Genomic DNA, 14,791 nt, shown 5'->3' with positions numbered 1-14,791 from the left:
CCCACCGTGAACGCACCAGCAGCGCCAGAGCCCCGAGCCGATGACCGACCCGCCCGGCTCACCGTCGGAGTCGTCGGCGCGGGCCGCGTGGGCCCCGCACTGGCCGCCTCCCTCCGGCTCGCCGGACACCGTCCCGTCGCCGTGTCGGCGGTCTCCGACGCCTCTCGGCGCCGTGCCGCGGACCTCCTGCCCGACGTCCCGGTCGTCGAGCCCGCCCGCGTCCTCGCCCTCGCCGACCTGGTCCTGCTGACCGTCCCCGACGACGCCCTGCCGGGCCTGGTCGAGGGCCTCGCCGACACCGGAGCCGTACGGCCGGGACAGCTGATCGTCCACACCTCCGGGCGGTACGGGGCACGGGTCCTCGACCCCGCCCGCCGGGCCGGCGCCCTGCCGCTCGCGCTGCACCCCGCCATGACGTTCACCGGCACCGCGGTCGACGTCCAGCGGCTCGCCGGCTGCTCCTTCGGGGTCACGGCGCCCGGGGAGCTGCGGCTCGCCGCCGAGGCGCTGGTGATCGAGATGGGCGGCGAGCCCGAATGGGTCGCCGAGGAGGCCCGCCCGCTCTACCACGCGGCCCTGGCCCTCGGCGCGAACCACCTGGTCACCCTGGTGGCCCAGTCGATGGAACTGCTCCACAAGGCGGGCGTCGCCGCCCCCGACCGGATGCTCGGCCCCCTCCTCGGCGCCGCCCTGGACAACGCCCTGCGGTCCGGCGACGCGGCCCTCACCGGCCCCGTCGCGCGCGGTGACGCCGGCACGGTCGCCGCCCACGTCGCCGAGCTGCGCAAGCACGCGCCCGGCACCGTCGCCGGCTACCTGGCGATGGCCCGCACGACCGCCGACCGGGCGCTCGCCCACGGCCTGCTCAAGCCCGAACTGGCCGAGGACCTGCTGGGCGTCCTCGCCGCCGACAGCACCGCCGCCGACGGGCCGCAAGGAGACGACCGATGACCCTGTCCGCCCGCAAGAGCGCCGAGGACGGCCGGACCGGCCGCCACCAGCCGGCCGAGCTGCTCCGCGCGGTCGAGGACCTCAAGGACGCCGTCGCCCACTGGAGCACGCCCGGCCGCACCGCCGTGGTCATGACCATGGGCGCCCTCCACGAGGGCCACGCCACCCTGATCAGGGCCGCACGCGAGCGCGTGGGCCACCAGGGCTTCGTCGTCGTCACCGTCTTCGTCAACCCGCTCCAGTTCGGCGCGGGCGAGGACCTCGACCGCTACCCGCGCACCCTCGACGCCGACCTGGAACTGGCCCTCGACGCGGGCGCGAGCGCCGTCTTCGCGCCCTCCGTCGACGAGGTCTACCCGGGCGGGGAGCCCCAGGTCCGCGTCACCGCGGGCCCGATGGGCGAGCGCCTCGAAGGCGCCTCACGCCCCGGCCACTTCGACGGCGTGCTGACCGTCGTCGCCAAGCTCCTCCACCTCACCGGCCCCGACCTGGCCTTCTTCGGCCAGAAGGACGCCCAGCAGCTGGCCCTGATCCGCCGGATGGCCCAGGACCTGAACTTCCCGGTCGAGATCGTCGGCGTGGATACCGTCCGGGAGGCCGACGGCCTCGCCCTGTCCAGCCGCAACCGCTACCTGTCGCCCGAGGAACGCCGTACCGCGCTGGCGCTGTCCCGGGCGCTGTTCGCGGCCGGCGACCGGCTCGCCGCCCAGGAGGCGCTGCGCGCGCGGGCCGCCTCCCTGCCCGGCGCCCAGGGCCGGGCCGAGAACCGCGCCGAGGCGCTCTCCCGGCTCGGCGAGGCCCGCGCGGCCGCCGACGCCCACGCGGTCGCGCAGGCCGCGGAGCGCGGCGGAGCCGAGGCCGTACGGGCCGCGGCCCGCGCCGTCCTCGACGACGCGGCCAAGGCCGAGCCGCCGCTCGCCCTCGACTACCTGGCCCTCGTCGACCCGGCCGACTTCACCGAGGTCGCCGACGACCACGACGGGCCCGCGATCCTCGCGGTCGCCGCGCGCGTGGGCGCCACCCGGCTGATCGACAACATCCCCCTCGTCTTCGGGACCCCGGTCCCGGGGACCACCGCGTCCGGGACCACCGGGACCGGAACCACCCCGTTCGGAGCCGCCAAGTGACCGGAATACGGCTGCACGCCCCCGCGCCCGGCTGGGCCATCACCGCCGACGTCGTCGTGGTCGGCTCCGGTGTCGCCGGCCTCACCGCCGCCCTGCGGTGCACCGCCGCCGGACTCCGCACGGTCGTCGTCACCAAGGCGCGGCTCGACGACGGCTCGACCCGCTGGGCCCAGGGCGGCATCGCCGCCGCGCTCGGCGAGGGCGACACCCCCGAGCAGCACCTCGACGACACCCTGGTCGCCGGCGCCGGCCTCTGCGACGAGGACGCCGTGCGGCTGCTCGTCACCGACGGCCCCGACGCCGTCCGCAGGCTGATCGCGACCGGCGCCGACTTCGACAAGAGCTCCGACGGCGCCATCGCGCTGACCCGCGAGGGCGGCCACCACCGCCGCCGGATCGCGCACGCGGGCGGGGACGCGACCGGCGCCGAGATCTCCCGCGCCTTGGTCGAGGCGATACGGGACCGGGGCGTCCGCTTCATCGAGCACGCCCTCGTCCTCGACCTCCTGACCGACGCCGAGGGCCGTACGGCGGGCGTGACCCTGCACGTCATGGGCGAGGGCCAGCACGACGGCGTCGGCGCCGTCCACGCGCCCGCGGTGGTCCTGGCCACCGGCGGCATGGGCCAGGTCTTCTCGGCCACCACCAACCCGCCCGTCTCCACCGGCGACGGCGTCGCGCTCGCCCTGCGGGCCGGCGCGGAGGTCTCCGACCTGGAGTTCGTCCAGTTCCACCCCACGGTGCTCTTCCTCGGCGCCGGCTCCGAGGGCCAGCAGCCGCTGGTGTCCGAGGCGGTACGCGGCGAGGGCGCCCACCTGGTCGACGCCGACGGGGTCCGCTTCATGCTCGGACAGCACGAGCTGGCCGAGCTCGCGCCCCGGGACATCGTCGCCAAGGCGATCACGCGGCGGATGCTGGAGCAGGGCGCCGAGCACATGTACCTCGACGCCCGGCACTTCGGCGCCGAGATGTGGGAGCAGCGCTTCCCGACGATCCTGGCAGCCTGCCGCTCGCACGACATCGACCCGGTGACCGAGCCGATCCCGGTCGCCCCCGCCGCCCACTACGCCTCCGGCGGCGTCCGCACCGACCTGCGCGGCCGGACCACGGTCCCCGGCCTGTACGCGTGCGGCGAGGTGGCCTGTACGGGCGTCCACGGCGCCAACCGGCTCGCCTCGAACTCGCTCCTGGAAGGCCTGGTCTTCGCCGAGCGGATCGCCGAGGACATCACGGCCGCCGCCCCGCGCGTGGCGGGTGCCCCGGTGCCGCCCCCGGCGCCGGTGACCCTGCCGCTGCCGGTGGCGGGCGCCCGGACCCGCGTCCAGCGGGTGATGACGGCCGGCGCGGGCGTGCTCCGCTCGGAGACCAGCCTGCGGGCGGCCGCCGAGGCCCTCGACGCCCTGCACAGCGACGCCGTGGCCGGCGGCACGGACGACACCAAGGCCGCCGAGCCCGGTGTGGAGTCCTGGGAGACCACCAACCTGCTGTGCGTCGCCAGGGTCCTGGTCGCCGCGGCCCGCCGCCGCGAGGAGACCCGCGGCTGCCACTGGCGCGAGGATCACCCGGACCGCGACGACGCGGACTGGCGCCGGCACCTCGTCGTACGCCTCACGCCGGAGCGGACCCTGGACGTCCGCACCACCGACACCTTCGACTTTCCCCCCACCGTCGACGCACCCAGGGAGCCGTAAGTGAGCACGCCCGAGGAAGCCCGTCCCGAGCCCGTGGACGTCCCTCTGATCCAGATCAGCGCCCCCTCCGAGGCCGGCGGCTGCGGCGACGGCTGCGGCTGCGGCGGCGAGGGGGAGGAGTTCGAGTGCGGGCTCGACCCCGCGCTCGCCGAGCTCCTCGCCCAGGCCGGTCTCGACCCCGTCCAGGTCGAGGACATCGCCCACCTGGCGATCGCCGAGGACCTCGACGGCGGCGTCGACGTGACGACCGTGGCGACCGTCCCGGAGGACGCCGTCGCCACCGCCGACTTCACCGCCCGCGAGGCCGGTGTCGTGGCCGGTCTGCGGGTCGCCGAGGCCGTCCTGTCCATCGTCTGCGCGGACGAGTTCGAGGTCGAGCGGCACGTCGAGGACGGCGAGCGCGTCGAGGCCGGGCAGACGCTCCTCAGCGTCACCGCCCGCACCCGCGACCTGCTCACCGGCGAGCGCAGCGCGCTCAACATCCTGTGCCGCCTCTCCGGCATCGCCACCGCCACGCGCGCGTGGGCGGACGCCCTGGAGGGCACGAAGGCGAAGGTCCGCGACACCCGCAAGACCACCCCGGGCCTGCGCGCCCTGGAGAAGTACGCGGTCCGGTGCGGCGGCGGCGTCAACCACCGCATGTCGCTGTCCGACGCGGCCCTCGTCAAGGACAACCACGTGGTGGCGGCCGGCGGCGTCGCCCAGGCCTTCAAGGCCGTGCGGGAGCTGTTCCCCGAGCTGCCGATCGAGGTCGAGGTCGACACGATGCACCAGGTCCGCGAGGTCCTGGACGCGGGCGCCGACCTGATCCTCCTCGACAACTTCACGCCGATCGAGACCGAGGAGGCCGTCGCCCTGGTCGCGGGCCGCGCCGTCCTGGAGTCCTCGGGCCGGCTGACCCTGGCGAACGCGGCGGCGTACGCGGCGACCGGCGTGGACTACCTGGCGGTCGGCGGGCTCACCCACTCCTCCCCGATCCTCGACATCGGCCTGGACCTGCGCGAGGTGCGGGCCTGATGCTGCTCACCATCGACGTCGGCAACACGCACACGGTCCTCGGCCTCTTCGACGGCGAGGAGATCGTCGAGCACTGGCGGATCTCCACGGACCCGAGCAGGACGGCCGACGAGATGGCGGTCCTGCTCCAGGGCCTCATGGGCATGCACCCGCTGCTCGGCGTCGAGCTGGGCGACGGCATCGAGGGGATCGCCATCTGCGCGACGGTCCCCTCGGTGCTGCACGAACTCCGCGAGGTCACCCGCCGGTACTACGGGGACGTGCCGGCGGTCCTGGTGGAGCCGGGCGTCAAGACGGGCGTCCCGGTCATCACCGACAACCCGAAGGAGGTCGGCGCGGACCGCATCGTCAACGCGGCCGCGGCGGTCGAGCTGTACGGCGGTCCCGCGATCGTCGTCGACTTCGGCACGGCGACGACGTACGACGCGGTCACCGCGCGCGGCGAGTACGCGGGCGGGGCCATCGCGCCCGGCATCGAGATCTCGGTCGAGGCGCTGGGCGTGAAGGGCGCCATGCTCCGCAAGATCGAGCTGGCCCGCCCGCGCAACGTCATCGGCAAGAACACGGTCGAGGCGATGCAGTCCGGCATCATCTACGGCTACGCGGGCCAGGTCGACGGCGTCGTCGCCCGTATGAAGCGCGAGCTCGTCGGCCTGGGCGGCGACCCCTCCGACGTCACCGTGATCGCCACGGGCGGCCTCGCCCCGATGGTCCTCGGCGAATCGGCCGAGATCGACGAGCACGAGCCCTGGCTGACCCTGATCGGCCTGCGCATGGTGTACGAGCGGAACGTCTCCCGCATGTGACGCGGCGGGCGACGAGCGGCGGCGCGGTCGGGGGCGAAGGCACGGTCGTAAGCGGCGGCGCGGTCGTGGGCCGGCGAAGGCGCGGTCGTGAGGCGGCGCTGGTCGTGAGGCGTGGCGCGGTCGCGGCAGGCGGCGCGCCGGAATGATCGCTAAGAGAAAATTGTCCGATTAGCGCGTAGTGTCGGCCCATGCCCACGCCATACGGATCCCGCGGCGGCATGGCGTTCAGCGCGGACGAGCTGCGTGTGCTCCGTCGTGCCCTTGCCACCGCCCTCCACCCCGCCCCCCTCCAGGACGAGGACGTCCAGGACTGTCTGAGCCTGGCCGCATCCGTGGACGAGGCCGTGCGCGAGGCCGGCCGGCTGCGCGCCTTCCTCCTGGACGACCTGGCCCGCTACCGCGAGGCGCTCCCCGGGTCGCTCGGCGGCTACCTGGGGCTCCTCAGGGACGCCCTGGCCGCCGGGTACGACCCCGCCGCCGACGACCTCGCCGCCCTGCGCGCGCTGCGGCGCAACGCGGAGGTCGCCGAGCTGCTCGACCGCTGCCGGATCCTCGCCGAGCGCTCCGTACGCGCCCGCCTGGCCCGGGTCTCCCAGGCCACCGCCGCCACGGCGTCCGGCGTGCCGCGGGCCCGCCTGCTCGCGCTCCCCGGCGGGCGCGCGGCGGCCGACGAGCCCAAGCCGACGCCGCCCGTCCCGGCGGAGCGTCCGGTGCCCAAGCCCTCCGAGGTGTTCCCGCCGCGGCGGCGGCCCGTACCTCCGCCCCCGCCCGAGGAGCGGGTCGCCGGATAGCTACCCTGGTCGTCATGGACTACGTATCCGCGCTCCTGCCCCCCGTCGTGATGGCCGCGTTCTTCATCGGCCTCGTCGTCACGATCGTGAAGAGCCAGGGCGGCCCGAACAAGGCCAAGGAGGACGCGGTCGTGGACGCCGCGCTCGCCCGCGCCGAGGCCACCCGCCAGGCGGACGGCACCACCGCCTCCTGAGGCCGCCGCCCCGCAGGGCCGGCCGGCGCAGCACCCGGGACGTGCGACCCTTCGAGGTCGCGCGTCCCTTTTGCTTCGTTTTCTTCCGTCAATGGCCGTTAATCGGCTCTTTGCGCACTAAGGTGACGGTGTGCCCCGTCCATTGGGAGAGCTCGAAGACGCCGTCATGACGCGCGTCTGGCAATGGAACCGCCCGGTGACCGTCCGGGAAGTTCTGGAGGACCTCCAGCAGGAACGGTCCATCGCCTACACGACCGTCATGACCGTCATGGACAATCTCCATCAGAAGGGCTGGGTGCGCCGCGAAGTCGAAGGCCGCGCCTATCGATATACCGCGGTCTCCACCCGGGCCGCCTACTCGGCCGCCCTGATGAACGAGGCATGGGCCCAGAGCGACAACCCGGCCGCCGCACTCATCGCCTTCTTCGGGATGATGTCGCAGGACCAGCGGGAAGCCCTGAACGACGCCATCCGAATCGTCCAGCGCGACACCCCGCCGGCCACCCCGCCCGAGGAGGGCGGCGAGGGAACCGGGGGCGGGGAGCGATAGCGTCCCCCCATGTCGCCGTCTGCCTCCCAGGCCGCCTCCGCGGCCTCCGCCCATGCCGTCACCGTCCGCCGGGCCCGCACCACTGATGTCGCCGCGGTCCGCCGTCTCGTCGATCCTTTCGTGCAGCGCGGCATCCTGCTCGACAAGGCGACCGTGACCCTTTACGAGTCCATCCAGGAGTTCTGGGTCGCGGAACGCGACGAAGACGCCACCGTCGTCGGCTGCGGCGCCCTCCATGTGATGTGGGAAGACCTCGCCGAAGTCCGCACTCTCGCCGTCGATCCCGAGTTCAAGGGAGCCGGCGTCGGACATCAGGTGCTCGACAAGTTGTTGCACACGGCCCGATGGCTCGGGGTGCGGCGGGTATTCTGCCTGACCTTCGAAGTCGACTTCTTCGCGAAGCACGGCTTCGTCGAGATCGGCGAGACCCCGGTCGACGGAGATGTCTACAGCGAGCTCCTGCGTTCCTATGACGAGGGAGTCGCCGAGTTCCTCGGTCTCGAACGAGTGAAGCCGAACACCTTGGGCAACAGCCGGATGCTTCTGCACCTGTAACCCTATGTCCGAATCGCGCACGTTTCCCGCGTTGCCGGGGTTCTGAACCTCTGCCAGGGGTTTGTGTTTTTCCGGGAAAAGCGGTTTCCTTTCCGCGTACTGCATTTTCGATGAAAGGAAATCCGGTGGCACAGAAGGTTCAGGTCCTTCTTGTCGACGACCTCGACGGCGTCGAAGCGGACGAGACGGTGACGTTCGCACTGGACGGGAAGACCTACGAGATCGACCTCACCACCGCCAACGCCGAAAAGCTCCGCGGCCTGCTGGAGCCGTACACCGCGGGTGGTCGTCGCACCGGTGGCCGCACCACGGGCGGCCGTGGCAAGGGCCGCGTCGCGGCCGGCAGCCCCGACACCGCCAAGATCCGCGCGTGGGCCAAGGAGAACGGCTACGACGTGAACGACCGCGGCCGCGTGCCCGCCACCGTCAAGGCGGCCTACGAGGACGCGAACCGCTGAGGCGACAGCTGCTGAGCCGCCGGCCCACGGGTACGGGCACTCAGCAGCCGCACGCGGTGGCACTCCGCCGCGGCGGCGGCCACGAGGCGCACCAGGCAGGGGGCGTCCGCACCGCCCCACGGCGCGGACCGCAGGGCCGGCAGCGAGGCCTCGACCTCGCGCCCCGGCACGGGAGCCCGCAGCCACACGGCGGCGCCCCGCGTGCCGGAGTCGCCGCGTCCCGGGGGAAGGGGCGCGGCCATCCGGCCGCCGGCGCCGAGACCGGCGAGATCCAGTGAGATCCCGCCCCACTCCAGCCAGTCGAGCAGTCCCGGGAGCTCCTCCGCGCTCCCCGCGGCCACGAGCAGCCGCATCCGGCGCCCCATCAGGGCCACCGGACCAGTCGCCGCGCCCATCCGGCGCAGCACGCCCCGGCCGGCCGCGGCGGGCAGTTCCAGGACGTCGAACCGCAGCCCCGTGACGAGCTGCACCGGCGGACCGGCCACCGTCGACCAGCCGAGCCCGTCCTCGTACCACCGTGCGATGCCGCCGTCGATCGGCGTGCGGGGTAGCGGGACGGTGAAGGCCATGCCCGGGGAACTCCCGCGAGGGCGTGTTGGTTACGCCTCCGAGGGCTCCGCGGTGACGCTCGGTCCCCCTTCGGACGCGCACGGTGTCCGGGATGGGGCCTACGCGTGCATTCGACCGCGCAAGGGTGTTCGCTGGTAGCGGAGGGAACCGGGGTGCGCCGCATGGAGTGTCAGTCCTTACGGGTAAGACATTCCTAGTGGAGAGGGGCGACTCGCGGGCTTCGGCGTCTCACGTTCGCCATCGGCGTACTGATGGCGCGGGTAACTACTTGGCCTGCGGGAACATCGTCTCGCACCATCGGGTTGGAGCATTTGTCGGCTGTTCGGCAGCAGGTCTCCCCGCGGAAGAGGGGGTGATCCGGACGGATGTCGGCAGTTGGAATGAGCGGTCCCCGCTTGCGGGACTAAGCTGCGGAAGGACAGGGAGGGGATCGACCCCTAACTGACTGACCGCTCTGAGGAGCGATTAACGATGTTCGAGAGGTTCACCGACCGCGCGCGGCGGGTTGTCGTCCTGGCTCAGGAAGAAGCCCGGATGCTCAACCACAACTACATCGGCACCGAGCACATCCTTCTGGGCCTTATCCACGAGGGTGAGGGTGTCGCCGCTAAGGCCCTGGAGAGCCTCGGGATTTCGCTCGAGGCGGTCCGCCAGCAGGTGGAGGAGATCATCGGTCAGGGGCAGCAGGCCCCGTCCGGGCACATCCCCTTCACCCCTCGCGCCAAGAAGGTCCTGGAGCTCTCGCTCCGCGAGGCCCTCCAGCTCGGCCACAACTACATCGGCACCGAGCACATCCTGCTCGGCCTGATCCGCGAGGGTGAGGGTGTCGCCGCCCAGGTCCTCGTGAAGCTGGGCGCCGACCTCAACCGGGTGCGACAGCAGGTCATCCAGCTGCTCTCCGGCTACCAGGGCAAGGAAGCCGCCACGGCCGGCGGTCCTGCCGAGGGCACGCCCTCGACGTCCCTGGTCCTCGACCAGTTCGGCCGGAACCTCACCCAGGCGGCCCGCGAATCCAAGCTCGACCCGGTCATCGGGCGCGAGAAGGAGATCGAGCGGGTCATGCAGGTGCTGTCCCGCCGCACCAAGAACAACCCGGTCCTCATCGGCGAGCCCGGCGTCGGCAAGACCGCCGTCGTCGAAGGCCTCGCGCAGGCCATCGTCAAGGGCGAGGTGCCCGAGACCCTCAAGGACAAGCACCTCTACACCCTGGACCTCGGTGCGCTGGTCGCCGGATCCCGCTACCGCGGTGACTTCGAGGAGCGCCTGAAGAAGGTCCTCAAGGAGATCCGCACCCGCGGCGACATCATCCTGTTCATCGACGAGCTCCACACCCTCGTGGGTGCGGGCGCCGCCGAGGGCGCGATCGACGCCGCCAGCATCCTCAAGCCGATGCTGGCCCGTGGTGAGCTCCAGACCATCGGTGCGACCACCCTCGACGAGTACCGCAAGTACCTGGAGAAGGACGCGGCCCTCGAGCGCCGCTTCCAGCCCATCCAGGTCGCGGAGCCGTCGCTGCCGCACACCATCGAGATCCTCAAGGGTCTGCGCGACCGGTACGAGGCCCACCACCGGGTCTCCATCACCGACGAGGCCCTCGTCCAGGCCGCGACCCTGGCCGACCGGTACATCTCGGACCGCTTCCTCCCGGACAAGGCGATCGACCTGATCGACGAGGCCGGCTCCCGGATGCGCATCCGCCGGATGACCGCGCCGCCGGACCTCCGCGAGTTCGACGAGAAGATCGCCGGCGTCCGCCGCGACAAGGAGTCCGCGATCGACTCGCAGGACTTCGAGAAGGCCGCCTCGCTCCGCGACAAGGAGAAGCAGCTCCTCGCCGCGAAGGCCAAGCGCGAGAAGGAGTGGAAGGCCGGCGACATGGACGTCGTCGCCGAGGTCGACGGCGAGCTGATCGCCGAGGTCCTCGCGACCGCCACCGGCATCCCGGTCTTCAAGCTGACCGAGGAGGAGTCCAGCCGCCTGCTCCGCATGGAGGACGAGCTCCACAAGCGCGTCATCGGCCAGAAGGACGCCGTCAAGGGCCTCTCGCGTGCCATCCGCCGGACGCGTGCCGGTCTGAAGGACCCGAAGCGCCCCGGTGGCTCGTTCATCTTCGCCGGTCCGTCCGGTGTCGGTAAGACCGAGCTTTCGAAGGCCCTCGCCGAATTCCTCTTCGGCGACGAGGACGCGATGATCTCCCTCGACATGTCGGAGTTCAGCGAGAAGCACACGGTTTCCCGTCTCTTCGGTTCGCCGCCCGGATACGTCGGCTACGAAGAGGGCGGCCAGCTCACCGAGAAGGTGCGCCGCAAGCCGTTCTCCGTCGTCCTCTTCGACGAGGTCGAGAAGGCCCACCCCGATATCTTCAATTCCCTTCTCCAGATCCTGGAGGACGGTCGCCTGACCGACTCCCAGGGCCGGGTCGTGGACTTCAAGAACACGGTCATCATCATGACCACCAACCTCGGGACCCGGGACATCTCGAAGGGCTTCAACCTGGGCTTCGCCGCCCAGGGCGACACGAAGTCCAACTACGAGCGGATGAAGGCGAAGGTCAGCGACGAGCTGAAGCAGCACTTCCGCCCCGAGTTCCTCAACCGTGTGGACGACATCATCGTCTTCCCGCAGCTGACCCAGGACGACATCCTCCAGATCGTCGACCTCATGATCAGCCGCGTCGACGAGCGCCTCAAGGACCGGGACATGGGCATCGAGCTCTCCCAGTCCGCGAAGGAGCTGCTCGCCAAGAAGGGTTACGACCCGGTGATGGGCGCCCGGCCGCTGCGCCGGACGATCCAGCGCGAGATCGAGGACACGCTCTCGGAGAAGATCCTCTTCGGCGAGCTGCGTCCCGGTCACATCGTGGTCGTCGACACCGAGGGCGACGGCGAAGAGCGCAAGTTCACCTTCCGCGGCGAGGAGAAGACGGCCCTGCCGGACTCCCCGCCCATCGAGGCCACGGGCGGCACCGGCCCCAACCTCTCGAAGGACGCGTAAGGCACGGCTTCACCAAGGGGCGGCCCCGGAACCAGACGGTTCCGGGGCCGCCCCTTTGCGTCACACGATGACGGTGATGTCCTTCGGGAGGTGTTCGACGCCGGCGAGCTCGACCCTTCGCCCTCCCATGACGAACAGCTCGTCCAGTTCGCGAAGGGGCGCGAGCGGGGTCACGTCCCATGAGGCACGGGACGGGGCGTCGGGGGTGAGGAGGGCGAGGCTCTTCAGGTGGGGAAGGGCATCGGCGATCAGACGGAAAGGAGGCTCGTCGACCTCCAGCACGAGCTGCGCGAGCCGCGGCGGCCGCAGCGCCGCGATGGCACGGAGCACCGGGTGCCCGCCGGTGTCGCCGAGCAGCCTGAGCCTTCGCGCGTCGAGCAGCAGAGGACGCAGGTGGGCGAAGCCGTGCTCGGTGAGGCCGACGCCCTCCCTGACGTCCAGGTGCTCGGGCCGCAGCCCGAGCCGCACCAGCGCGGCGGCTTGCTCGTCGCTCGTGACGGTGAAGTAGAGCTCGTCCGGGTCGAGGCGCGCGATGATCTCCTCGGCGTAGCGCGCCGTGTCGAACCGGGACCATCCCCAGACCAGCTGGGACCGCGCCTGGAGGTAGGGGTGGCGCACGAACCGGGCCAGATAGGGAATCGCCGCGTCGGAGGCGACATGGGTCGCCGCCGCCACCACCAGCTGGGCGTCCTCGTCGGGCAGCCCCTCCGGGCCCGGCAGCAGGTCGAGGACGAGGCGGCCCACCGCGGCCAGCTCGCGCGCCTCCGCCATCGTCCGTGGCGGGATCACCTCGGCCGTGCGGGCCAGCACCTCGTCGCGTACCTCCGGAGGCACCTCCGTCGCGTGTTCCAGTGCCGTCGCCGCCAGGACCACGAGCCGCAGCCGGGCGTGCCGGTACTCGGCGGCGTCGGCGGCCGCCAGCAGCTCCCGCAGGATCTCCGCGCATTCGCGGGGGCGGGCGTGGCCGACCGCCATGCGGATGACGTCCTCCCACTGATCGTCCGCCGCGTGCCTCACGAGGACGCCGATGTCCCAGCGCTCCACGAGCGCCTTGGCCGCCAGGTAGTCCTGGAAGGTGCGGTGGACGAAGTCGACGGTGTCCTCGGTGGGCTCGCGCAGGAGGCCGCTGCGGTGGAGGAGATGGGTGAAGACCGCATCGGAGCCGTACGCGGAGGCTTCGAGGACGGCGGGGACCGCCTCGGTGACGATCGCCTCCGCGCGGGCGCGGTCCAGCTGGGTCCGGCCGTTGAGCGTCAGCCAGTACGCGAGGCGCTGGACCAGCTGGATCTGCGGGGCGGGGTCGAGGGTGACGCCGTACGGGGCGGCCATGTCCCGTTCGCGGTCCCGGCGGGAGAGGAGCATCGAGAGGGCGGCCTCGTAGAGGGCCTTGCGGCCGCGCGGCAGGAAGCCGCGCCGGTCGCGGTGGAGGGCGCAGATGAGGCCGCACATGAGGGGGTTGGTGGCCAGCTGGGCGACGTGTTCGGTGGTGCGGAGGGCGTCGAGGAGCGGCTGCTCGTACGGCTCCGCCTCCGGTCCGGCGGCCTGGTGCCAGCGGTGGACGAAGGTGGCGACCTCGGTGTGGGCCATGGGGGAGAGGGCCAGCTCGGTGAAGCCGTCGGAGGCCAGCCAGTCGTCCTGTACGGCGGTGGGGCGCGAGGTCACGAGCCAGCGGTTGCCGTCGTACGTGTCGAGGAGGCCGCGGAGCCATGCGCGGGCCCGGCCGCGCTCCGCCTCGGGGATCTCGTCGATGCCGTCGACGAGGATCAGGCCGCGACCGGCGCTCAGGACCCGGTCGGCCCAGCCGTCGGGTGCGGTGAGCGGGCAGCCGGCGGCGGAGAGGAAGCGGTCGGGGGCGGGAAGCCGCTCGCCGTGGCGGGTGAGGGCGCGGAGCGGGAGGACGAAGGGGATGCGGCCGTGCAGGTAGGCCATGTCCTCGCCCCGGTCCGAGGCCGCGGCGGAGACGGTGAGCCACTGGATGAGCGTGGTCTTGCCGGAGCCCGCGAGGCCGCGCAGCAGGATCCGGTCGTGCCGGGCGAGCGCGAGATCGGCGCGGATGCCGTGGTCCAGGGGCGCCGCGAGGCCGCCGGTGCCGAAACCGGCGGGTTCCCCGCTGAACCAGGGGCTGGTCTCCGTGCCGTCGACCGCAGGAGAGGGCTCGTCGGCCGCCGCGGGGGCAGACGTGCTGATCCCGAACCAGGGACTGTCGAACCCCGCGCCCGTCGCCTCCAGCGACAGGTACGCCACGTCCAGTGGCCAGCGGTCCGGTGAGTGGTGCAGGTCGATCCCGTAGATGGTGAGGCGGCCGTGTTTCTTGGCCAGGTGGGTCAGGTAGCGGTGTTCGAAGGCGGTGTCGCGGCCGTCGGGGCGGGGGGTGCGGCGGATGACCTCGTCGAGTTTGGCGATGAGTTCCGTCTGGGAGCGGGTCTGTTCGACGAGGCTGCGGGCGATGAAGGTGGAGCGCTGGGTGAAGAACTCGAGGATGTGGAGGCAGGCCCACTCGGTGAGGGAGTCGAGGTAGCGGACGGAGTCCGTGGAGAGGCCGTCGGGGGCGGGGGCGGCGGCCCGGAGGCTGCGGGCGAGGGCCTGGTGGCCGAGGCGGACGGCCTGGACGTCGTCCATGTCGAGGTCGCCGAGGGCGAGGAGGGTCGTCCCGAGGGTGTGGGTCAGGGCCTCGGTCTCGTCGGCGGGGAACGGGGCCTCGCCGCCCTCGACGCGGGAGCGTTCGACGAGCGTCGCCGCGAGCCTGCGGACGTCCTTTTCGGTGAGGGTGCGCTTCTCGCCGCGGAAGGAGACGAGGCCGGAGAGCCTGACCTTCGGCGCGTTGCCGGGGAGACCGGCCCCGGGACCGTCGCTGACCAGCAGTTTCTTCAGTAGCGGGCTGATCGCCGCCGAGGCGAGCCGGGTGCCGATGAGTGCCGCGTCCATGTGTGTCCCCCCGAAGATCACCGGATCAGCCAGCGTAGTGCGGGACGGCCTTCCGGGTGGGTCGGTCGCGTGACCCAGGTCCCATTGGGGGCGGCCGGCTGGTGACAAGGCGCACAGGCGTTTCGAGGGGTACTAAGTGGAATAGTGGCGACGTTTGGTGGT

General features: G+C 72.3%; 13 protein-coding genes. 11 read left to right on the top strand and 2 right to left on the bottom strand.

Going from position 1 to position 14,791, the window contains the following annotated elements; all coding sequences use genetic code 11:
• Positions 1–6 precede the first annotated feature (6 nt).
• The 10 genes from MRBLMG1_RS10845 to MRBLMG1_RS10800 all read left to right on the top strand — a co-directional run bounded on the left by MRBLMG1_RS10845 (position 7) and on the right by MRBLMG1_RS10800 (position 8,140).
• A complete protein-coding gene (locus MRBLMG1_RS10845; RefSeq protein WP_367823123.1) occupies positions 7–951 on the top strand; it encodes a Rossmann-like and DUF2520 domain-containing protein in 945 nt (314 codons plus the stop codon).
• Positions 948–2,078: a pantoate--beta-alanine ligase gene (gene panC, locus MRBLMG1_RS10840; RefSeq protein WP_367823121.1), complete on the top strand. Its 1,131-nt coding sequence runs from the start codon at positions 948–950 to the stop codon at positions 2,076–2,078. Before MRBLMG1_RS10845 ends, panC begins: the two co-directional genes overlap by 4 nt.
• Positions 2,075–3,769, top strand: a complete 1,695-nt coding sequence (locus MRBLMG1_RS10835; protein WP_367823119.1) for an L-aspartate oxidase — start codon at positions 2,075–2,077, stop codon at positions 3,767–3,769. Before panC ends, MRBLMG1_RS10835 begins: the two co-directional genes overlap by 4 nt.
• A complete protein-coding gene (gene nadC, locus MRBLMG1_RS10830) occupies positions 3,770–4,786 on the top strand; it encodes a carboxylating nicotinate-nucleotide diphosphorylase (protein WP_367823118.1) in 1,017 nt (338 codons plus the stop codon).
• A complete protein-coding gene (locus MRBLMG1_RS10825) occupies positions 4,786–5,592 on the top strand; it encodes a type III pantothenate kinase (protein WP_367823116.1) in 807 nt (268 codons plus the stop codon). Before nadC ends, MRBLMG1_RS10825 begins: the two co-directional genes overlap by 1 nt.
• Positions 5,593–5,810: 218 nt before the next feature.
• Complete coding sequence (locus MRBLMG1_RS10820) at positions 5,811–6,383, top strand: hypothetical protein (RefSeq protein ID WP_367823682.1); 573 nt, start codon at positions 5,811–5,813, stop codon at positions 6,381–6,383.
• A 14-nt stretch (positions 6,384–6,397) separates the two neighbouring features.
• Entirely contained in the window at positions 6,398–6,577 is a 180-nt protein-coding gene (locus MRBLMG1_RS10815) for a hypothetical protein (protein WP_367823114.1), read from the top strand.
• A gap of 130 nt (positions 6,578–6,707) precedes the next feature.
• Entirely contained in the window at positions 6,708–7,127 is a 420-nt protein-coding gene (locus tag MRBLMG1_RS10810; protein ID WP_367823113.1) for a BlaI/MecI/CopY family transcriptional regulator, read from the top strand.
• Positions 7,128–7,136: 9 nt separating this feature from the next.
• Positions 7,137–7,682 carry an amino-acid N-acetyltransferase gene (locus tag MRBLMG1_RS10805; protein ID WP_367823111.1) on the top strand — a complete coding sequence of 182 codons (546 nt, stop codon included), beginning with the start codon at positions 7,137–7,139 and terminating at the stop codon, positions 7,680–7,682.
• A gap of 125 nt (positions 7,683–7,807) precedes the next feature.
• Positions 7,808–8,140, top strand: a complete 333-nt coding sequence (locus MRBLMG1_RS10800) for a histone-like nucleoid-structuring protein Lsr2 (protein ID WP_017240029.1) — start codon at positions 7,808–7,810, stop codon at positions 8,138–8,140.
• Here the strand turns inward: MRBLMG1_RS10800 and MRBLMG1_RS10795 are convergent.
• Positions 8,119–8,709, bottom strand: coding sequence for an SCO3374 family protein (locus MRBLMG1_RS10795; protein ID WP_367823109.1), 591 nt, complete (start codon positions 8,707–8,709; stop codon positions 8,119–8,121). The two genes, MRBLMG1_RS10800 and MRBLMG1_RS10795, sit on opposite strands and share 22 nt — an antisense overlap.
• A gap of 472 nt (positions 8,710–9,181) precedes the next feature.
• Here MRBLMG1_RS10795 and MRBLMG1_RS10790 point away from each other — a divergent pair, with 472 nt between their 5' ends.
• Complete coding sequence (locus MRBLMG1_RS10790; RefSeq protein ID WP_367823108.1) at positions 9,182–11,704, top strand: ATP-dependent Clp protease ATP-binding subunit; 2,523 nt, start codon at positions 9,182–9,184, stop codon at positions 11,702–11,704.
• 60 nt (positions 11,705–11,764) lie between these two features.
• On the opposite strand, the gene MRBLMG1_RS10785 is transcribed toward MRBLMG1_RS10790, so the two are convergent.
• Complete coding sequence (locus tag MRBLMG1_RS10785) at positions 11,765–14,629, bottom strand: NACHT domain-containing protein (protein ID WP_367823106.1); 2,865 nt, start codon at positions 14,627–14,629, stop codon at positions 11,765–11,767.
• Positions 14,630–14,791 lie beyond the last annotated feature (162 nt).

The organism is Streptomyces sp. LMG1-1-1.1, assembly GCF_040815545.1.
GTDB lineage: Bacteria > Actinomycetota > Actinomycetes > Streptomycetales > Streptomycetaceae > Streptomyces.
The sequence above is the reverse complement of the archived record's forward strand: the minus strand, read 5'-3'. Positions and strand labels throughout refer to the sequence as shown.

Coding starts and splice junctions, on each gene's coding strand:
- panC (WP_367823121.1), top strand. CDS start 948: ATGACCCTGTCCGCCCGCAAGAGCGCCGAGGACGGCCGGACCGGCCGC.
- MRBLMG1_RS10825 (WP_367823116.1), top strand. CDS start 4,786: ATGCTGCTCACCATCGACGTCGGCAACACGCACACGGTCCTCGGCCTC.
- MRBLMG1_RS10820 (WP_367823682.1), top strand. CDS start 5,811: ATGGCGTTCAGCGCGGACGAGCTGCGTGTGCTCCGTCGTGCCCTTGCC.
- MRBLMG1_RS10815 (WP_367823114.1), top strand. CDS start 6,398: ATGGACTACGTATCCGCGCTCCTGCCCCCCGTCGTGATGGCCGCGTTC.
- MRBLMG1_RS10805 (WP_367823111.1), top strand. CDS start 7,137: ATGTCGCCGTCTGCCTCCCAGGCCGCCTCCGCGGCCTCCGCCCATGCC.
- MRBLMG1_RS10795 (WP_367823109.1), bottom strand. CDS start 8,709: ATGGCCTTCACCGTCCCGCTACCCCGCACGCCGATCGACGGCGGCATC.
- MRBLMG1_RS10790 (WP_367823108.1), top strand. CDS start 9,182: ATGTTCGAGAGGTTCACCGACCGCGCGCGGCGGGTTGTCGTCCTGGCT.
- MRBLMG1_RS10785 (WP_367823106.1), bottom strand. CDS start 14,629: ATGGACGCGGCACTCATCGGCACCCGGCTCGCCTCGGCGGCGATCAGC.